This window comes from Aerococcaceae bacterium zg-252 (genome assembly GCA_016237705.1).
Classification (GTDB): Bacteria; Bacillota; Bacilli; order Lactobacillales; family Aerococcaceae; genus Globicatella; species Globicatella yangjingiae.
Window position 1 is genome coordinate 334,707 of record CP066204.1, and the last position, 20,801, is coordinate 355,507.

Here is a 20,801-nt window from a genome sequence, read left to right on the forward strand (position 1 = left end):
CTTTCGTGCAACTAAAAATAAGAAAATTCATAGAATTTGCGGTAATTTATTGAAAAAGGTACAATTAAAGAGTACAAAGGTAAGTGTATAGGGAGTGATTTGAATGGATAATCAACAATTTAATATAAAATCCCAGTACCAACCCAGCGGTGATCAACCGACTGCTATTCAGGAATTGGTAACTGGTTTAAATAATCAAACGAAAGAACAAGTATTATTAGGGGCGACCGGTACAGGTAAAACATTTACTATCGCAAATGTAATTCAATCAGTGAATAAGCCGACCTTGGTTTTAGCACATAATAAAACATTGGCAGGTCAATTATATAGTGAGTTATTAGAATTTTTCCCTGAAAATTCGGTTGAATATTTTGTTTCATACTATGATTACTATCAGCCGGAAGCGTATGTCCCTGCATCAGATACATATATTGAAAAAGAATCGAGTGTCAATGATGAGATTGATAAATTACGTCATTCTGCATCATCAGCCTTATTAGAGCGTCGTGATGTGATTGTAGTAGCATCGGTGTCATGTATTTATGGTTTGGTTGACCCTGAAAATTATCGTGAGCATGTGCTGTCATTGCGTAAAGGGCAAGAAGTTAGTCGCAATGCCGTTCTCAATCGATTGGTTGAAATGCAGTTTGTTCGTAACGATATTGATTTTCAACGTGGGACGTTTCGTGTTCGTGGTGATGTTATAGAAATTTTTATGGCATCACGTGATTCAGAAGTTATTCGAGTTGAGTTTTTTGGAGATGAAATTGACCGTATTCGTGAAGTAGATGTATTAACAGGGGAAATTCGACGAGATATGGATCATTATCCGATATATCCGGCAACACATTTTGTGGCGAATGAAGACCAAGTAACTCGTGCAGTTGAAAGTATTCGTCAAGAATTAGAAGAACGTTTGGAAGAGTTGCGACGTGAAAATAAATTATTAGAGGCACAACGTTTGGAACAACGGACCAATTATGATATTGAAATGTTATTAGAAATGGGCTATTGCAGTGGGATTGAAAATTATTCACGTCATATGGATGGTCGTTTGCCAGGAGAAGCACCATATACACTATTAGACTTCTTTCCAGATGACTATTTAATTGTAGTTGATGAATCACATATTACGATGTCGCAATTACGAGGAATGTATAATGGAGACCGTGCTCGTAAACAAATGTTAGTTGACTACGGTTTTCGTTTACCAAGTGCGATTGATAATCGCCCACTACGTTTGGAAGAGTTTGAAGAACGTGTCAATCAAATCATTTATGTATCAGCAACACCAGGACCTTATGAATTGGAACATACGAATAATCAATATGTTGAACAAATTATTCGTCCAACTGGTCTATTAGACCCAATCGTTGAAGTGCGTCCAATTAAAGGGCAAATTGATGATTTAGTCAAAGAAATTAATATCCGAGTTGAGCGTGGGGAACGTGTATTCGTTACGACCTTAACGAAAAAAATGTCGGAAGATTTGACAGATTATTTAAAAGAGCTGGATATCAAAGTGAAATACTTGCATAGTGACATTAAAACATTGGAGCGAACTGAGATTATTCGTGATTTACGATTAGGGATTTTTGATGTGCTAGTGGGGATTAACTTATTGCGTGAGGGACTAGATGTACCAGAAGTGTCCTTAGTGGTTATTTTAGATGCCGACAAGGAAGGATTTTTGCGTAGTGAGCGTTCATTAGTTCAAACGATTGGTCGTGCAGCACGTAATGAGAATGGTCGTGTTATCATGTATGCCGATAATATTACGCACTCAATGCAACGTGCCATTGAAGAAACGGAACGTCGTCGTCAAGTCCAAATGGCATATAACAAAGAGCATGGTATTACACCGAAGACGGTCAAGAAAGAAGTGCGTGATTTAATTCGAATTACACATGATGTGGAAAGCGAAGAGCGTCAAGAAAATCTACTGGTGACATTTAAAGCATTGTCACGTTTACAACGTGAAGAAGAGTTAGAACGTTTAACGCTTGAAATGAAACAGCATGCTAAAAATATGAATTTTGAGGCAGCAGCTGAATTGCGTGATATTATTTTAGAATTAAAAGCGACTTATGGTGGCAAATAATTGCATGGACAGGATACGGAATGGGTTCGTATCCTACCTTGTAAAGATAGCTGCGAAATTAGCTGATTGTCACCTTTAATAATAGTAGATAATATCGTATAATATGGATAGAATTTTAAAGGATTCTTCATAGGAATGGGTGAAAGGTTTGAGTAAACAAAAGCGAATTAATAGTTATGACGGATTAAAAGGATTTTCGATTTTAGCAGTTGTTTTATATCATATGTATCAAAAGCAAGTTCCCGGTGGTTTTCTAACAGTTAATACATTTTTTGCTATTGCTGGGTATTTCTTTGCACGCAAAATTGAACAAGTAACTTTTAATCGTCAGCAACAGGACTGGCGTGCATTAGGCAAATATGTTCGTTCAACGGTTGAACGTTTATTTTTCCCAATGTTTTGGATGTTAGGTAGTATTATCTTTGTGCTCTTTATTTTTAATCGTGAGGCATTGCATCATTTGCGTAGCGATTTATTTTCAGGTATGTTTTTTTACAATAATTTTTATCAAATTGCAACCGATAAATCATATTTTGCTAAAATGACAGAGGCATCACCCTTTACACATTTGTGGTATGGAAGTTTATATTTACAAATGTTTCTGATAGGGATTATCGGTTCGTGTCTATTAAAATGGTTGAAATTGCCAGGGACGGCAAAAGCAATCCTTTGGGGCTTAATCGCTTTTATAAGCCACAGTACATTAATGTTTTTATACGAACCGAATGCTGACCCCTCACATGTTTATTATGGTTTAGCGACACGTTTTTCGTCCTTTGCCTTAGGTATGATGACAGCGTATATGATTCCAGCTATTTTAAATGCAACGTACAATGTTAAAAATAAAAAGGCATTGTACACATTAATGGGGCTAACAGCAGGGGTACTATTTATCTATTTACCTTTTGTTGTACAAGATCAAGCACCGATTACTTATTATATTGGCTTACCTTTTTATTCTGTATTGAGTATGTTTGTTTTATTTGCGATTGCGACAGGTGTTCCTGTTATTCGTAAGCCACTATCCTTTAAACCTTTTGTTATGCTAGGTCAACGTTCTTATTCTTACTATTTATGGTATTATCCAGTCATTGTATTTTGGTTACAATATCGACGTTTTATGGCAGATAATCAAGTTTACTTATTAAATATCGCCATTCTAATTACTTTAATTATTTTGAGTGAATTAACGTATCAATTGATTGAACGCAGAGTATATCCTATTCCATTTGGTCAACATTTTAACTGGAGCATGGATATAGAGCGATTAAAACAAAGCAATGCGATGAGAGGAGTAGCAGCTGCCTTTTTAGCCATGGTAGCAGTTGTAGCGTGTGGTTTAGCTATTTCACGAAACGATCAAACATTGGCACAGTTTAATTTAGAATATCAATTGCAAAAAAGTTTGCCGAGTTTGCATGAAATTGCGAATCCGACAGAGCGTTATCTTCACCAAACGATGACACAAGTGCAGTCTTATGATAAGGAGTTATCGAGCTATTTTGTTGAATCGTTGCCGGAGCAAGATTATATAGCAGAGTATCAAAAAGCGAAAGAATATGTGGCATTATTAGCCGATGAAGTATCAGAATTAGCTGCTGAACAGCAAGCCGTATTGGATCGAATTGCTGATAATAATCCTGATTTGGCAGCTTTAATTCCAGCAAAAGAGCAATTATTTGCTGCTGAGTTACCTGTTACATTTTTTGGAGATTCGTTAATTTTATTATCTGCACCAGTTGCAATGGACGTCTTTTTAAATGGAAATCAATGGGGTATTAAAAGTCTGCAAATTTGGGACGCAGTTGGCAAATTCCAAGATTGGATTAATGAGGGCGAAGTCAAGCAGAATGTTGTGTTCAATTTAGGAACTAATGCTGGGCTTGACGACGAGGGAATGGAAGATTTGATTGCTGTTTCAGGGGATAGAGAATTATTCTTTGTTAATTCGAATTCAGATGTTGCACACAAAATGGAAGTGAACGAAATTATTCATAAATTTGCACAACGGTATCCGAATGTCCATGAAATTGATTGGTACAGTTATGCTGTTGACCACCCTGAATATTATTGGGAGGGCGAGGGTGTTCACCATACGCCAGAGGGGGCACTTCATTTTGCAGCGTATGTGACCCATGTTTTATATGAAACATTAGCAGAAGGAAGATAAAAGTATTAATGTAGCGTTTGGAGAACTCTCTCTGAACGTGTTTTTTTGCAAAGTCAAGTATTAGGAGGGATGCAAATGGATTTTAGAGTGATAACTAACACGCACCGTTATGGTGTAAGAGTGACGGCATTAATTATGAAAGAGAATAAATTACTGTGTTATAAAGTAGCAGACCAATATCATTTAGTCGGTGGTGCGATAAATGTTGGAGAAGCGAGCTATGACGCTGTTATTAGAGAAGTCAGAGAAGAATTAGGTTTGGATTGTTCGGTTCAAGACTTAATGTTTGTTGTTGAAAATCGCTTTGATTATGAGGGCGAATTGCATCACATGATAGAGTTTCATTACAAAGTTGCTATTTTTGGAGAAACTCCGAGTCATATATTAGACGGTGAACCTTATGAATGTGAGTGGGTATCGCTAGAAAAACTATCCAATATTGATTTGCGACCAAAATTTCTAAAAGAAGAACTGCCAAAGTGGAATGGTGGAGTGCGTCATATTGAAACGGATTAGGAAAATACAGGCGCTTTGGAACAGTAGAAATGGAGTATGTTGAGCGATGATTGAAAAAGTTGAGTTTACCAATATGTGTATGATACAGTCTGGTAGCAAAGTACTTGTAATTGATAGAAAAGCGAAGGATTGGCCAGGTATTACATTTCCAGGCGGCCATGTTGAATACGGAGAATCATTTAGCGAATCAGTTGTGAGGGAGATAAAAGAAGAAACAGGACTAACAATAAAATGTCCACAATTATGTGGGATAAAAGATTGGTTAGAAGATAATATTCGATATGTTGTGCTGTTTTATAAAACTGCGTATTTTGAAGGCGAGCTTCAATCGTCAGATGAGGGAGCGGTTTGGTGGGAGGAACTGGAGAATCTGCCAAATCTTAATCTATCACTTGATATGCTGGATATGATTCGTGTATTTACAGAAGAGAATTTAAGTGAATTTTATTATCGTTTAGACAGAGATAATTGGGTGTATGATTTGAAGTAAGAGGTAATAGAGTTTTGGCTGAGTGATATGAATGCAGCTGAAACTCTATTTTTTGATTTAGGAACTGGTGAAAATGCTAGTGTACAAAAAGTTGAGTTTCTGGGTAGAGTTCTGTAAAATGAAATATAAATAAGAAATACAAAGGAGCAATACATAGTGGCAACTTATGATAAATCATACACTTTAAGGACTTATGATGCAGTTTTTTCGGAAGCAAAAAAGGTGTTTCAACAAAATGATTTGAATGTAGCGAGTGCATTTAATCTTTTTCTCAAAAATGTTGCAGTCACAGGTAAAGTAGATTTACTGAGTGAGGAGGAGTTGGAGAAAGAAAAAGCGTTTAAAGAGCTTCAAGCTGTTGTTCAAGAAAGAATTAGTGATTACAAATCAGGCATAAATTTTGTGACAGATGAAGAATTGAGGGAGCGATTTGGAATATAAGTTAATCTACCATGATTCGGTATTGAGAACATTGGAGGAAATTTATTATTATATTTTAAATAACTTTCAGTCAGAACAATCAGCAAAAAATAAAATCGCTGATTTGTATTCGAATCTAGAAGTGTTAAAGACTTTTCCAGAAGCTGGTTTTTGTGCAGATGAGAAGTTTGGAAAAGTCATTGATAAACGTTATATTACTCGCGGGATAGCATTAGGAAGAGAGTATATTGCCTTGTATTTCATTGATAAGGAGAACATGACCGTTGTGATTACGCATTTATTACCGACTCGAACTGATTATCTTCAGATTTTTAGGTAATAGTGACTTGTACACTCAAGAATGATTTATTTAGACTAAAACAGGAGAGATAATAACAAATGAAAGTAATATTCATACATGGATTAGGGCAGAAAAAAGAAAGCTGGAATAGTGTTTGTGATAATCTTGCGCTGGAAGATGTTGAGCTTGTTGATTTGATTCAAGTACAAAATAGGGGGCAGGTTGATTATAAAAATCTGTATGCAGAAGTAAAGGCAATTTGCCAAAACACCGATGAAAAAGTAAATATTGTTGGAATCTCACTGGGAGGATTATTGGCATTAAATTATGCAATTGATTTTTCTGATAAGGTTAATTCATTAGTGTTAATTAATTCTCAGTTTAAAATGCCAAAAATATTATTATCAATTCAAAATATAATCTTTAGGTTTATTCCAAAACGAAAATTTGAGACTATGGGGTTTGCTAAAGAGAATTTCATCAATATAGCGAACTCAATCAAAGAGTTAGATTTTACAGATAGATTAAAGGATATTCAGTGCAAAGTATTGGTAATTAATGGTGATAAAGACACTGTGAACAGAAAGGCATCGAGAGAATTAAGTCGCTTGATTCCCAATTCAGAGTTAGTGATACTGAATCAGTCTGGGCATGAAGCGAATATTGATAACCCAGTTGAATTAGCGAAAATTATCAACAATTTCTATCATGAATTGTTATAAGTAAGGCTCGTTCTATTACTAAATTCGAGAAGTCGATTGCGTAATATTTTTTCAAGTATTTCGTGATAATCCCTTGAAAAATCGTGTTATTTCGTGTACATTATTAGTTAGTGGTCGTTTGTTGCTGTGTAATACCGACATTTGGCTTAATTTTTTGACCGCTGCTCAGTTTAACGAATCACCAACGTTTTACTTAGTAGACGGCATATTTTCGATAGAAAGGTGGAAAGCAAGATGGCATTATCAAAAGAGCGTAAAAATGAAATCATCAAAGAATATGCGACTCATGAAGGCGATACTGGTTCTCCAGAAGTACAAATCGCAGTTTTAACTGAGGATATTAACTTATTAAACGAGCATATCCGTACGCATAAAAAAGATTTTCATTCATACCGTGGACTTATGAAAAAAATCGGTCACCGTCGTAACTTATTAGCTTACTTACGTGACAAAGATGTTCAACGTTACCGTGAACTTATCAAACGCTTAGGTCTACGTCGTTAATTCATCTAAGTGATTTAGGGGCTGGATATTGTTCAGCTCCTAATTTTTTTAGTTGCTAGCAAAAGGGACTCCTGATGTTTTCATACTATGCAAATATGAGTTTAGTCAAAAAGAGTAAATTGATATTTGTTTAGTAATGCAAACAATTTGAGAGTTATCCTTTTGTAAAAATAGAAAAGGAGAAAAACATTATGGCAGAAAAACATATTTTTAGTACGACATTAGGTGGTCGTCCATTATCAGTTGAAATTGGCGAATTAGCTAAGCAAGCTAATGGTGCAGTGTTAGTTCGTTATGGTGATACAGTTGTCTTATCAGCTGCCGTAGCATCAAAGAAACCAACGACAGGAGATTTTTTCCCGTTGACAGTGCATTATGTTGAAAAAATGTACGCAGTCGGAAAAGTACCTGGAGGCTTTATTAAGCGTGAAGGCCGTCCGTCTGAAACGGCAACTTTAACGAGCCGTTTAATCGACCGACCATTACGACCAATGTTCCCAGAAGGTGTGCGTAATGAAATTCAAGTAACGAATACCGTTTTATCTGTTGAACAAGATTGCACACCAGAAATGGCAGCGATGTTAGGTTCATCATTAGCATTAGCAGTATCGGATATCCCATTTGACGGTCCAATTGCAGGGGTCAATGTAGGGCGTGTTAATGGCGAATTAATCATTAATCCGACGGTTGAACAAGCTGAAGCATCAGATATTGAATTAACAGTAGCAGGTACAGCAACAGCGATTAACATGGTAGAAAGTAGTGCTAAAGAAGTTAGCGAAGCTGACATGTTAAAGGCATTATTATTTGGTCATGAAGCCATTAAAGAATTAGTTGCTTTCCAAAATGAAGTAATTGCAGCAATCGGCAAGCCAAAATTTGAATTGACATTAGCAATGTTAGACCCAGAAGTGGAACAACAAGTTAAAACATTATATAAAGACAAAATGGTTGCAGCGATTCAAACAGAAGAGAAAAAAGCTCGTGAAGCTGCAATGGAAGCTGTTATTGAAGAAGCATTAATTCACTTTAATGATGTGTTAGGTGACCACCCAGAGAAAGAACAATTATTAAAAGATGTAAATGCTGCTTTACATGATTTAGAAAAAGATGAAGTGCGTCGTTTAATTACAAAAGAACGTGTTCGACCTGACGGACGTAAAATTGATGAAATTCGTCCATTAAGCTCATCTGTTGCTTTATTACCACGTGTTCATGGTTCTGGTTTATTTACTCGTGGACAAACGCAAGCATTGACAGCAGCAACTTTAGCTCCATTAGGCGAACATCAAATTATTGACGGTTTAGGTGCTGAAGAGATGAAACGCTTTATTCACCACTACAATTTCCCTAATTTCTCAGTAGGTGAAACAGGTCGTGTTGGTAGCCCAGGACGTCGTGAAATTGGACATGGTGCTTTAGGTGAACGTGCCTTAAAACAAGTAATTCCGTCGGTAGAAGATTTCCCATATATGATTCGTTTGGTTTCAGAAGTATTAGAATCAAATGGTTCATCATCTCAAGCAAGTATTTGTGCTGGAACATTAGCTTTAATGGACGCTGGTGTGCCGATTAAAGCGCCAGTAGCTGGTATTGCAATGGGATTAGTAATGGAAGGCGAAGATTATACTGTCTTAACGGATATTCAAGGTTTAGAAGATCACTTAGGTGATATGGACTTTAAAGTAGCGGGAACAAAGGACGGTATTACTGCCTTACAAATGGATATTAAAATTCAAGGTATTACAGAAGCTATCTTAGTTGAAGCATTGGAACAAGCACAAAAAGCACGTATTGAGATTTTAGCAGAATTAACAAGTACAATTGCTGAACCACGTGCAGAATTGAGTCCGTATGCGCCGAAGATTGAATTAATTACGATTGACCCAGAAAAAATTAAAGTAGTTATCGGTCGTGGTGGTGAAACGATTAATTCAATTATTGATGCAACAGGTGTTAAAATTGATATTGACCAATCTGGTGCTGTTAGTGTGGCGTCTTCAGATGCAGATATGATTAAGAAAGCAATCGAAATGATTGAATTATTAGTTAAAGAAGTTGAAGTAGGTGAATCATACGAAGGTACGGTTAAACGTATTGAAAAATTCGGTGCCTTTGTAGAGGTATTACCTGGAAAAGAAGGATTAGTTCACATTTCAGAATTAGAGCACCGTCGTGTGAATAATGTTGAAGATGTGATTAAATTAGGAGATAAAGTAACCGTTAAAGTCATTGAAATTGACGATAAAGGTAGAATTAACTTATCTCGCAAAGCACTATTACCACGAGACTAAAACATAGTGCGACAATGAGCGTTCTGAAATGAATCACTGGAGCAGAAAGTGTAGAAGTGCGTTATAGCACTTCAAGTGCTCTGCGAAGTGGACGTCATTTCAGCTCATTGGAGCCGGAATAACATAGTACGCGAGTAAAAAACAGCCCATTATACTCATTTATCGAGTACAATGGGCTGTTTGTGTCTATAGTTTATCATAAAAATAAAGAATAAATCAGCAATAAATGAAGAATGAATCGGACACAATGGTGACTATAATTAATTTTATTACCACTTTGTTTTCTATCATTGAAAAAGCTAATTGAAATGGCGACTAACAGAATAGATATTACTAATCTCAAAAAACTATTTATATAAATTAAATTTAACAGTGATGTAATAAATAGCAATGCACTTATTATTAACGACATAATAGATATTCCAAAGTCTTTTTTATAACCAAAATAAGTTGAACTTATTAAAACAATAGAATATGCGAAAACAAAATAATTCATTAGTTTTCTCCTTAAATACTTATCTAGTATCCTACACCGATTGCTTTTTCCATACGAGCTAGAGTTGCATTAGCTCTAACGCTTGCTTTTTGTGCACCGGCAGCTAAGATATCATGTAAATCGTCGCTGACTAATAATTTTTCGTAGCGTGCTTGGATTGGAGCTAATGTATCGGTAACGAGTTCAGCTAAATCTGTTTTGAAACGTCCATATCCAGTGCTACCATAGTCATTAACTAAATCATCAATTGAACGGCCACTTAAACTTGAGAAAATATGAAGTAAGTTTGCTACACCCGGTTGATTTTCCACATCGTATTGCACAACGCCGAGTGAGTCAGTGACAGCACCTTTAATTTTTTTCGTAATCACTTTAGGGTCATCTAATAGTAAAATATAGCTTTTCTCGTTTGTATCTGATTTACTCATTTTTGAAAGCGGGTCTTGTAGGCTCTTCACTCGTCCACCAGCTTTAGGGAAAATAGCCTCAGGTTTTACCAGTAAGTTTTCACCATATCGAGCGTTAAAACGGTCCACAAAGTTACGAGTTAACTCAATATGTTGTCTTTGGTCGTCGCCGACAGGGACAAATTGTGTATCATGTAGTACGATGTCTGCTACCATTAATGGTGGATAGCAGAGTAGACCAGCACCGACACTTTCTTGTTTGGCAGCTTTATCTTTGAATTGTGTCATACGCTCTAATTCGCCCAGACCCGTTTGGCATAGAATTAACCAAGCTGCTTGTGCATGAGCTGGAATATCCGATTGTACGAAAATGGTTGCGACATTTGGGTCGATACCTAATGCTAAATATAGGGCTGCCATTTGTAGTGTTTGTTCTTTTAAACGGACAGGATCTTTTGGTACGGTTAATGCATGTTGATTAACCACACAATAAGTAGCGTCATAATCATATTGTAATTCGACGAAGCCTTTCATTGCGCCGATAAAATTACCAAGAGTTGGAGTTCCAGTAGGTTGAACGCCAGAAAAAATAGTAGGTTTCATAAGGTTCCTCACTTTATATTTATAAAAATTGTCTATACTAAATGAAAAAATACACAAATTAATTCGTGTAGTATAGCGTTAGCCCCATTTGCATTAAATCCATGCTGTATAAGGATTAACATGTAATTTAATCTTAACGATATTTTTTTGAATAGTCAAGCAGCAGGTGAAATCTAATCTTCACTTGGATTTTTTTGTCAAAAAATTGATGCAACAAAATAACAAAAACGACATAATATCGCAAATTTGTATTGAAAAACAAGTCAAAAAATGGTATACTGTCAATAATCATTGTCGTAATCATGAAGACAAGTGATTGATTCTTATTAAAAAATTGAAAAATTATAAAGAATTTGTTTTTGTTTCTACCGCCACAGATCGAAAGGATGATCAAATAAATGGTAACTTTATACATTACACCAAGCTGTACATCTTGTCGTAAAGCAAGAGCGTGGTTAGAAGAACATAACATTCCCTATGTAGAGCGTAATATATTTACTGAACCTTTATCATTAACTGAAATTAAAGAGATTTTACGTATGACAGAAGAGGGTACGGAAGATATTGTATCGACTCGTTCAAAAGCATACAGTGAGTTAAATATGGACATTAGTGAAATGCCTTTAAATGACTTTTTTGAAATTGTTCAACAAAAACCAGGATTATTGCGACGTCCAATTTTAATTGATGAAAAAAGATTACAAATTGGATTCAACGAAGATGAAATTCGTCGATTTTTACCACGTGAAGTGCGTGCATTAGAATTAGCACGTGCTCAGGCTTTAGTCAATGAATAGTATACAAGCAACGCTGAGTATTATTGCTCAGCGTTGTTTGTTTTAATTGAGTGGTTCAGCAAAGTTGCGTTGATAAAAGCAGTATAGTATAATTAACCATGAACTTTTAAGGGGGTGACGTAGATGGAAATGGAACGTATCAATGAAAATTTAATTAAGGTCATCATTGATGTAGAAGACTTAGAAGAACGTGGTATTAATTTTTTAGATTTGATTAGTGACCAAGCGAGTGTAGAGAAGTTTTTCTATTCAATTCTAACGGAAGTAGGCGTTGAGCAACAATTTTATGATTCTGAAACGATTACTTTCCAAGTAATTCCAAGCAATAATGGTATTGAGTTATACATTAGCCGTGCGAGTTTTGATGAAATGGAAAACTTTTGGGATACGGAGATATTTAAGCGTCTACGTGAACGTAAAGCAGAAAACTCTTCTGCCTCAATGACGCCACGTGAACGCATTGAGCAAATTAGAAAAAGTATGTTAGAAAACGGAAATGACTCAGATAGTGAAACTGATGAATTAGATGAGGATGCCTTTTATAGTTATCCAGTTGTGTGTTTTGAAACATTAGATGATTTTATTCAATTCGCACGTTTGGCTAAGGATTATGGTTTAGAAGGTGACTTATATGAAATGAATGGTCGCTATTTCTTCCATATTTATCATTTTGAAGATTTGGTTCCAGGCACTGAACCGTACTTTAGTGTCTTAAAAATGCTGGATTATGGAGAAGCACACCCAGCTACGCTTGCTATCTTGGAAGAATACGGTGATTTAATTCGCTCGGTAGACAGTATTTATTATTTTGGAACGCATTTTTAATAGAGTAATTTGCTCCTTACTTGTGTATTTACTCAAGTAGGGGGTTTTTAGTATGTATGCAGCATTAGATGAGGAAAATAATTTAATTTATGCACAGCAATTACAGTCACCATCAGGACGCTATGTTTGTCCGAAATGTCAACAGCCAGTAATCGTTAAAATGAGTAAAAAGCAGAAGTATTATTTTGCTCATCTTGAAGCTTGTCAATTGGCTGGACGAGCAATGAAACGACAAGGTGAGAGTCAACAACATCAAGCTGTAAAAACATTATTAGCTCAAGGATATGGCGGTGCACAGATTGAATATTGGCTTGATACGATTCAACAACAAGTTGATGTATGGTATGCAACAGAGCCGCCGATGATATTGGAGTTTCAAAAGTCAAAAATAAACGAAGAGATATTACAGAAGCGACATCAAGCGTATCGAACGGTAACACCGTATGTCTATTGGTTTGGTGATAATGCTGAGTGGCAAAGGTCGAAATTATCAAAGTGGCAAAAGCAATTGCTTTACTATCATCACTCATACGGCTATCATGGCTATGCTGTGGATATTTCAATGCAGGAAATTATTATTTATACCCATTTACCGATAATTTACTGTGCAGAATCTTGGCACTGTTGTCAGACTGTCATTTCGGAGATGAAACAATTACCGTCTGTTTTAACTAGTTCACCTTTACCGAATGCCACGAAACTTCATTATCGTACAAAACGAGATGTTCAGCCAAATCGTTTAAGACAAAGTTTGATGCAGGCAGAACTATATTTTCCTTTTCTCAATGGGTTACGAAAGCAGGGGGTTACTTTATATGATTTACCAGAATGGGTATTTGCTCACACATGGGAATGCTTGTTAATTGCTACACCAACTTGGCAATTATTCGGACTGGTTTGGCTCTATTTATATCGTCAAGCACCTAATGATTGTATTACATTTGAAGAGCTTAAAGAGCAGTTGAATGTATTAGTGGAGCAGCAACAGATTCAACTCTTGTCTATGCCGCTGGTTAATAAGGATAAGATAGATGATTTAACGCAGGCACTTATTCAATGTTTTGCTTATTTTGGGCATTTGGAAAGAAAAGAAAAAAATGTTTGGTTTGTCAAACATGATTAGCTATGTTAAACTTTGATTATAAATTAATTAGTGAGTTTGAGGATAAGTAAAGACAGTTGACAGTGACGATGATTTTGTCGGTGGGCTGGTTTTACTTTGAATCTCGAATTATCATAGTATGGAGGAATGACAGTGAGTACTTTAAAAACTCGTGAAGAAATGGACGTACAATACACTTGGGATTTATCAAGTATGTTTGAGTCAGACGCTGAACAAGAGGCTGAATTAGAAACGATTAAAGCCTTATTACCAGAAGTAGCAGCATTGTCTGGTACATTATCTCAAAGCAGTGAGCATTTAGCAGATGCGATTGATGCTTATTTGGCATTATCACGCAAAATATCAAAAGCCTATGTGTATGCACATTTAAAAAATGACCAAGATACAGCCAATGCAACTTACCAAGAATTAAATGCTCGTACTTTACAATTATATAGTCAAGTTGAAGAAGCAACAGCCTTTTTCTCACCTGAAATTAATAGTATCGAAGAAGAAACATTAAAAGCATTTATCGAGGGTAATGAACGTTTACAAGCTTATGCTCAATTTTTAGATAACATCACTCGTAAACGTGCACATGTGTTATCAAAAGAAGCTGAAACATTATTAGCACAAGCTGGAGAAATTTTCCAAGGTGCAAGTAGTACATTCAGTTTGTTAAATAATGCTGATTTAGTATTCCCTGAAATTGAAGATGAAAATGGCAATAAAGTTCAATTATCACATAGCTTATATGGAAAATTGTTAGAAAGCTCAAATCGTCGTGTGCGTAAAGATACTTTTGAACAATTTTACTCTGTCTACAATCAATTTAAAAACACAATGGCATCAGTATTATCTAATAATATTAAAGTCAATAATTTTAATGCGAAAGTTCGTGGCTTTAATTCTGCACGCCATGCAGCTTTGTTTAATAATAATGTACCAGAATCTGTTTACGATACATTATTAGATACAGTTGGGAAACGTTTGAACTTATTACATCGCTATACAGCGTTACGTCAACAATTATTAGGTATTGATGACTTACAAATGTATGATATGTATACTCCATTATTAGGCGAAGCACCAATTGAAATGACATATGATGAAGCAAAAGAAATCACTATGAAGGCATTGGCGCCATTAGGTGAAGAGTATTTAGCGATTATGGAAGAAGCATTTAATGAGCGTTGGATTGATTTATATGAAAACAAAGGTAAACGCAGTGGTGCTTACTCATCTGGTATGTATGATACAAAACCATATATTTTAATGAATTGGCAAGATAATGTTAATTGGTTATATACATTAGTGCATGAATTAGGTCATAGTGCCCATAGCTATTTAACACATAAATATCAACCGTATGTATATGGTAATTACTCAATTTTCTTAGCTGAAATTGCGTCAACTACGAATGAGAACTTGTTGACAGCCTATTTATTAGATAAATACGAAGATCCAGCAGTACGTTTATATATTTTAAACCATTTCTTAGATGGATTAAAAGGAACTATCTTCCGTCAAACACAATTTGCAGAGTTTGAACACTTTATGTATACATCAGATGCAGCTGGACAACCATTGACACAGCAATTCTTATCGGATAATTATCGTGAATTGAATAAGAAATATTATGGTGACGCTGTAAATTCAGATTCTGAAATTGCATTAGAATGGTCAAGAATCCCACATTTCTACTATAATTACTATGTATTCCAATATGCGACTGGATTCTCAGCAGCTACTGCATTCTCTAAGGCAATTTTAGAGGGTGAAGCAGGTGCATTAGAACGTTACTTAGGTTTCTTGAAATCTGGTAGCAGCCAGTATCCGATTGATACGATTAAAACTGCTGGTTTAGATATGACACAAAGTGATTATATTGATGCAGCATTAGATGTATTTGAAACACGCTTAAATGAATTTGAAGCCTTATTAAAAGAACAATAATTGTAAGCAAATATATAGGACTGTAATCAAAACATGGTTGCAGTTCTATTTTTATGTTTATCGTCATAACATGGTGAAATAAGTCAAAAATTTTAGTTATGCAATGTCTTTTTATTTTTATTGTGTGCTATAATTAATATTGTTGTAATCGTTTTATTTTGATTGAAATCACAAAATGGAGGCTGGACTGAATGAAGTATTTATTAATATTGTTATGTGTCATGCCATTGGTTAATATTGTTAACCAAACAAAGCGGGATATAGCTTTTTTTAGCGAACGCTTTTTATTAGATACAGAAACATTGTATCCTGAACCGTTTAATGACCGATTTTTGCTAAGTGAGGAAGAAATTGTTGAGCCTTATTATCAAAGTCTAGATTAAATAAGAATGTAGTTAAATTTAAAATAGATAATGATGTATCGTGTTATAAAAAAGATGCTAATTTGATTGATTAGTATCTTTTTTAGTATGTAAAAATGAGTTTAATAGTATAAATTCTGAATTTCCTTATCTCATTATAAAGCTGAAATTCAAAATGTATTGAGTTGTGCAAATTTAACGTAGTAATCTAATATATTTAACATGAAATTGTGGTATAATAATTCTTAACGAAAAGAGAAAGCTGCAAGTAGCATAACTCTTTTAAAAACAGTGGAAAAATAATTTAGAGGTGTAAAATGAGCAAAATACAAATCATCCCACTTGGTGGGGTGCGTGAATCAGGAAAAAATTTATATGCAGTTGAGGTGAACCAATCGATTTTTGTTCTTGACTGTGGATTAGTATATCCAGAGGGAGAAATGTTAGGGATTGATTATGTAATTCCAGATTTTTCTTATTTGGAAGAGAATAAAGAACGTATTGTTGGTATTTTCTTAACACATGGGCATGCTGATGCAGTGGGCGCATTACCGTATTTATTAGAAGTGGTAGATGCACCTGTTTTTGGGACAGAATTTACGATTGCGATTGCGTCCATTACAGCTAAGGCAAAAGGATTAGGTGACCGTTTAGAAAATTTCTTTAAAATTGATGAAAAAATGGAAATCGAATTTGAAGACGCACAGGTTACATTTTTTAAAACGACGCACTCGATTCCAGATTCAGTAGGGATTGTCATTCATACAGATGAGGGACAAATTGTTTATACGGGTGATTTTCGTTTTGATGCTGGTGCGACACCATTGTATCAAACCGAATTTGGTAGACTAACCGATATTGGTGAAGCAGGGGTATTAGCATTATTAAGCGACTCTGCTAATGCGGAAAGCAGTTTTGAAAATGTGAGTGATTTACGAGTATTGGATGAAATTGTTGAAACATTTTCGAATGCTGACGGCCGTGTCATCGTTGCTTGTATCGGAAGTAATATTTCACGTATCCAACAAGTAATGGATGCAGCTTACCATACGAATCGTAAAATCTTTTTCTCTGGTACTGAGTTATATGATATTGTTGATACAGCTTTAAAAATGGATAAAATCAAAATTCCTAGTCGCCGTATTTTAGGGCAAATTAAGCAGTTGAATACGACACCTGATGAAGAAGTTGTTATTTTAGAAACAGGTGATGTAGGCGAACCACTGAAAGCTGTTGAAGCAATGTGCCGTGGTCAACATCGTCAGGTAAAGATTAAAGAGGGCGATTTAGTCTATATCGCATCAACTCCGTCATTGGCATTTGAAACGACAATGGCACGCATTAAAGACCAAGTGTATCGTTGTGGTGCAACGGTTCAAGAGATTACAGACCATATTAGTACGAGTGGGCATGCTAGCCAAACGGATTTGAAATTAATGTTGAATTTCTTAAAACCAAAATATTTAATTCCAGTAAATGGTGAATATCGCATGCAAAATGCTCATGCAGTGTTGGCACGACAATTAGGTTATAAAGATGAACAATTATTGCTGCCGGCATTAGGTGATGTAATTGAATTGCATCAAGGTGTATTGCAAATTACAAAACAAGTTGAAGCCGGAGATGTGTTAGTTGACGGTATTGGTGTGGGTGATATTGGTAGTGTCGTTTTACGTGACCGCCGTATTTTGAGTGAAGAGGGAATCTTTATTGTAGTGGCAACAATTTCCCGACGCTTAGGAAGAGTTTTAGTAGGTCCACAAATTACTTCACGTGGTTTCATTTACGTTAAAGAAAATATTGAAATTTTACAAACATGTTCGACGATGACATTGGACACATTGGATAAACATTTAGCGAGCGATAATTTTGATTGGAATGAATTAAAGCAAGACATTCGTGATCAAATTGGACGCTACTTGTATCAAGAAACAAAACGTCGTCCAGTTGTATTGCCGATTATTATGGAAGCATCAAGCTATCAGATGCCAAATGAATAAATAGAATGTGAGTGTGGGTGTATGGGCTTGATGTCTACCTAAGCGAGCATAAATAAGGAGAATATATATGAACAAACGAATCGTTCGTTTATTAATGGACGGACTTATTGCGTTGGGATTAGTCGTTTTATGGCGTTTTCTCAATGTAGAACAAGGATTACGCTTGAATTATTCACTGCCTTTAATGTTAGGAATAATTCCATTGATTTGGTTAGCTCTCCGTCATGGAGGGGCATTTGCTATTCTAGTGGCAGCCGTTACTGGCTTAGTGAACGCTTTAATAACTTTTGATTCTGAATTGCCGGTGTTATCACGTTTATTACTAGAAATGACACCATTATTAGCAGTTGGATGTGCAGGATTCTTTGCAAAATACACGCAAAAAACACTGAATAACCGCCGTCTTTCATCAACACGGCTTAATATTGCAACAGCTAATTTAATTGTAGCGATATTAGCTTTTATGATTCGCTATATTGCATTGCCAATCATTTTAGTACTTCCACTACAAGGTGTTTTATGGAATGACTTAATTGCTTGGGGAGGGGCATTATTAACTGCTATCCTTTCATTTGTCGTGTTATCTGTCATAGCACAAATTAAACCAGATTGGATTATTCCTAAACGTAGTAAGTATTTATCACGCAAAGAGACGTCTCGCTTATTAAATGATTAAAACTTTATCAAAACAGCTTAGTTGACCAGTAGGGTATAACTAGGCTGTTTTTGTGATAGAGTGAAATAAGAATTTTTTATGATAATTGAATTAAAAGTTATTATTACTATTTACAATCGGTGCAATCATTGGTAAGATAAAAGTGTTCTTTATTAAATTGTAAATAATACGTTTTATGATTTGGTGTATAGAAAATAGAAATAATTGATTATGAGGAGAATTAAAATGAAAATAAAACGTTCAATATTAATTAGTGCATCGGCAATTTTATTAGCAAGTTATACTTCGCAGGCAGTTTTTGCAACAGCGAATATGAGAACGGTTGATGATATTAAACAAGAATTAGTGCATTTTGAAGATAAAGAAGATGTTCTTATTTATCAAATTAAAAAAGGTGATGAGCTTGAACAAATTGCAAAAGTTTTGAACATTGATGCAGATGTATTAAAAGCCATTAATACACGAGTAGAGGATCGAATTACTTTACTAGGAACATTTATTACGCTTGTTGAGGAGCGTTATGTTATTGTTGCTGATGCCTTTTTCCATGATGCAGTTGTTTTTGATTTAAATACGCCAGATGAAGAAACACATGAATCTTTTTCAAAAATTAAGCCAACAGAAGAATTGAAAAACTTAATTGATGAATTACATGAACATTATCATTCACATGGACATCACGAGCATGACCACGGACATGAAGGACATCATCACGACCATGACCACTCGCACGAGGGACACAGTCATGACCACGGACATGAAGGACATCATCACGACCATGACCACTCGCACGAGGGACACAGTCATGACCACGGACATGAAGGACATCATCACGACCATGACCACTCGCACGAGGGACACAGTCATGACCATGGACATGAGGGACATAATCATTCACATGACCATGCAGATGAGGAGCATAGTCACGATCATGAACATTCACATGACGGTCATGAAGATAGTGGGCACGAGCACCATGAAGGTCATAATCATGATGATTTAAAAGTTGGAATGGAAGCATTAGAAAAAATGGGTATAGATCATGAAATAGTGCATGCTTTAGTACATGCTGATTCAACAATACCATTTCCTGCAAATGAAACGGACCCTGTAAAATTAAAAGAGTATTTAGCAAGTGTTAAATCGATTAATATTGGTGAAATTGCTAATCCACTAACACGCAAAGGTTTAGAGCTTATTCCAAATATTGAAGTGTTAGGAATTGGATTTACAAAAATTGATGATGTAACGCCTGTATTACAATTCAAAAATCTTAAACAGTTATGGATGACAGCGACGGGTATTAAAAATTATGATTTCTTGCATCAATTTAAGTATTTAGAGGGCGTTGATATTTCGCAAAATGATTTAGAGTCTATTGAATTTTTACGTGATTTCCCTGATTTAAAAGTAGTGGCTGCAGCTGGAAATAAATTAACAAATGATAAGGTTGAGGTATTAAAATCTTTACTAAAACTTGAGGGGCTAAATTTAGATTATAATGAATTAACTTCATTAGATTTCTTGAAAGAACATCAAAATTTACGTCTTCTTTCTGTTGAGCACAATCATTTGACTTCATTAGAGGGTGTAAATAGTGCACAATTAGAAGGTGTTTATGCGAGTCATAATCATATTTCTGATTTAGCACCACTTGCAAATAAAGAAAAATTAGAATCTGTGGTAGCTTCGGATAATGAAATAGCATCACTTGCAACTTTAACGAATGTACCGAATTTAGGCCAGTTAAACGTTGATAATAATAAACTAACTTCTGATTCTGATATTAAACGCTTAGAAGCCGAAAATGTGAATGTTTCAGCTGAAAATAATCCAGTGTTAGAAGTAGCAAACGAAACAACTGCGTCTGAATTAAGTACTGAAATGACTCCAACTGAGACTAGTGAATTTGAAAAAGTTGTTGAGGAAGAAGTCACAACACCAGTAGTAGAGAACGAATAAGTCTTCTACAAAAATAAAAATGCCAGTAAGCGAGTATACTTACTGGTATTTTTTGTGTAGTTACAGTTGTTATGGTAGGATTGCAATCTTACCGTAA

Annotated in this window: 18 protein-coding genes; 17 read left to right on the forward strand and 1 reads right to left on the reverse strand. The window is 35.3% G+C overall.

Annotation, left to right across the window (positions count from 1 at the left end; all coding sequences use genetic code 11):
- Positions 1 to 103 precede the first annotated feature (103 nt).
- From uvrB to pnp, 9 genes are all read left to right on the forward strand, one after another.
- The gene (gene uvrB / locus JDW14_01665; protein ID QQD65856.1) at positions 104 to 2,101 is read left to right on the forward strand and encodes an excinuclease ABC subunit UvrB; all 1,998 of its coding nucleotides are present in this window, start codon (positions 104 to 106) and stop codon (positions 2,099 to 2,101) included.
- Positions 2,102 to 2,249: 148 nt separating this feature from the next.
- Positions 2,250 to 4,271: an acyltransferase gene (locus JDW14_01670; protein QQD65857.1), complete on the forward strand. Its 2,022-nt coding sequence runs from the start codon at positions 2,250 to 2,252 to the stop codon at positions 4,269 to 4,271.
- 75 nt (positions 4,272 to 4,346) lie between these two features.
- Complete coding sequence (locus tag JDW14_01675; protein QQD65858.1) at positions 4,347 to 4,787, forward strand: NUDIX domain-containing protein; 441 nt, start codon at positions 4,347 to 4,349, stop codon at positions 4,785 to 4,787.
- A gap of 46 nt (positions 4,788 to 4,833) precedes the next feature.
- Positions 4,834 to 5,277 (forward strand): 8-oxo-dGTP diphosphatase, encoded by a 444-nt coding sequence (locus tag JDW14_01680; protein ID QQD65859.1) that lies wholly within the window; start codon positions 4,834 to 4,836, stop codon positions 5,275 to 5,277.
- Positions 5,278 to 5,430: 153 nt separating this feature from the next.
- Positions 5,431 to 5,718 (forward strand): hypothetical protein, encoded by a 288-nt coding sequence (locus tag JDW14_01685; protein ID QQD66471.1) that lies wholly within the window; start codon positions 5,431 to 5,433, stop codon positions 5,716 to 5,718.
- Entirely contained in the window at positions 5,708 to 6,037 is a 330-nt protein-coding gene (locus JDW14_01690; protein ID QQD65860.1) for a type II toxin-antitoxin system RelE/ParE family toxin, read from the forward strand. Before JDW14_01685 ends, JDW14_01690 begins: the two co-directional genes overlap by 11 nt.
- A 59-nt stretch (positions 6,038 to 6,096) precedes the next feature.
- Positions 6,097 to 6,720, forward strand: coding sequence for an alpha/beta hydrolase (locus tag JDW14_01695; protein ID QQD65861.1), 624 nt, complete (start codon positions 6,097 to 6,099; stop codon positions 6,718 to 6,720).
- Positions 6,721 to 6,954: 234 nt separating this feature from the next.
- Positions 6,955 to 7,224 carry a 30S ribosomal protein S15 gene (rpsO, locus tag JDW14_01700; protein QQD65862.1) on the forward strand — a complete coding sequence of 90 codons (270 nt, stop codon included), beginning with the start codon at positions 6,955 to 6,957 and terminating at the stop codon, positions 7,222 to 7,224.
- 191 nt (positions 7,225 to 7,415) lie between these two features.
- On the forward strand, positions 7,416 to 9,518 hold the full coding sequence (gene pnp / locus JDW14_01705) for a polyribonucleotide nucleotidyltransferase (GenBank protein QQD65863.1): 2,103 nt from the start codon (positions 7,416 to 7,418) through the stop codon (positions 9,516 to 9,518).
- Between the two features lie 519 nt (positions 9,519 to 10,037).
- Here the strand turns inward: pnp and trpS are convergent.
- Positions 10,038 to 11,024 (reverse strand): tryptophan--tRNA ligase, encoded by a 987-nt coding sequence (gene trpS / locus JDW14_01710; protein QQD65864.1) that lies wholly within the window; start codon positions 11,022 to 11,024, stop codon positions 10,038 to 10,040.
- A gap of 398 nt (positions 11,025 to 11,422) precedes the next feature.
- Here trpS and spxA point away from each other — a divergent pair, with 398 nt between their 5' ends.
- The 8 genes from spxA (at position 11,423) to JDW14_01750 (ending at position 20,704) form a co-directional block, all read left to right on the forward strand.
- Entirely contained in the window at positions 11,423 to 11,821 is a 399-nt protein-coding gene (spxA, locus tag JDW14_01715; protein QQD65865.1) for a transcriptional regulator Spx, read from the forward strand.
- A 123-nt stretch (positions 11,822 to 11,944) separates the two neighbouring features.
- Positions 11,945 to 12,646, forward strand: coding sequence for an adaptor protein MecA (locus JDW14_01720; protein ID QQD65866.1), 702 nt, complete (start codon positions 11,945 to 11,947; stop codon positions 12,644 to 12,646).
- A gap of 52 nt (positions 12,647 to 12,698) precedes the next feature.
- Complete coding sequence (locus JDW14_01725; protein QQD65867.1) at positions 12,699 to 13,769, forward strand: hypothetical protein; 1,071 nt, start codon at positions 12,699 to 12,701, stop codon at positions 13,767 to 13,769.
- A 126-nt stretch (positions 13,770 to 13,895) separates the two neighbouring features.
- Positions 13,896 to 15,704 carry an oligoendopeptidase F gene (gene pepF, locus JDW14_01730; GenBank protein QQD65868.1) on the forward strand — a complete coding sequence of 603 codons (1,809 nt, stop codon included), beginning with the start codon at positions 13,896 to 13,898 and terminating at the stop codon, positions 15,702 to 15,704.
- Between the two features lie 191 nt (positions 15,705 to 15,895).
- On the forward strand, positions 15,896 to 16,087 hold the full coding sequence (locus JDW14_01735) for a hypothetical protein (GenBank protein QQD65869.1): 192 nt from the start codon (positions 15,896 to 15,898) through the stop codon (positions 16,085 to 16,087).
- A 296-nt stretch (positions 16,088 to 16,383) separates the two neighbouring features.
- Positions 16,384 to 18,066, forward strand: a complete 1,683-nt coding sequence (locus tag JDW14_01740; protein QQD65870.1) for a ribonuclease J — start codon at positions 16,384 to 16,386, stop codon at positions 18,064 to 18,066.
- Positions 18,067 to 18,133: 67 nt separating this feature from the next.
- A complete protein-coding gene (locus JDW14_01745; GenBank protein ID QQD65871.1) occupies positions 18,134 to 18,742 on the forward strand; it encodes an energy-coupled thiamine transporter ThiT in 609 nt (202 codons plus the stop codon).
- Positions 18,743 to 18,967: 225 nt separating this feature from the next.
- Entirely contained in the window at positions 18,968 to 20,704 is a 1,737-nt protein-coding gene (locus JDW14_01750; protein QQD65872.1) for a hypothetical protein, read from the forward strand.
- The last annotated feature ends 97 nt before the right edge of the window (positions 20,705 to 20,801 follow it).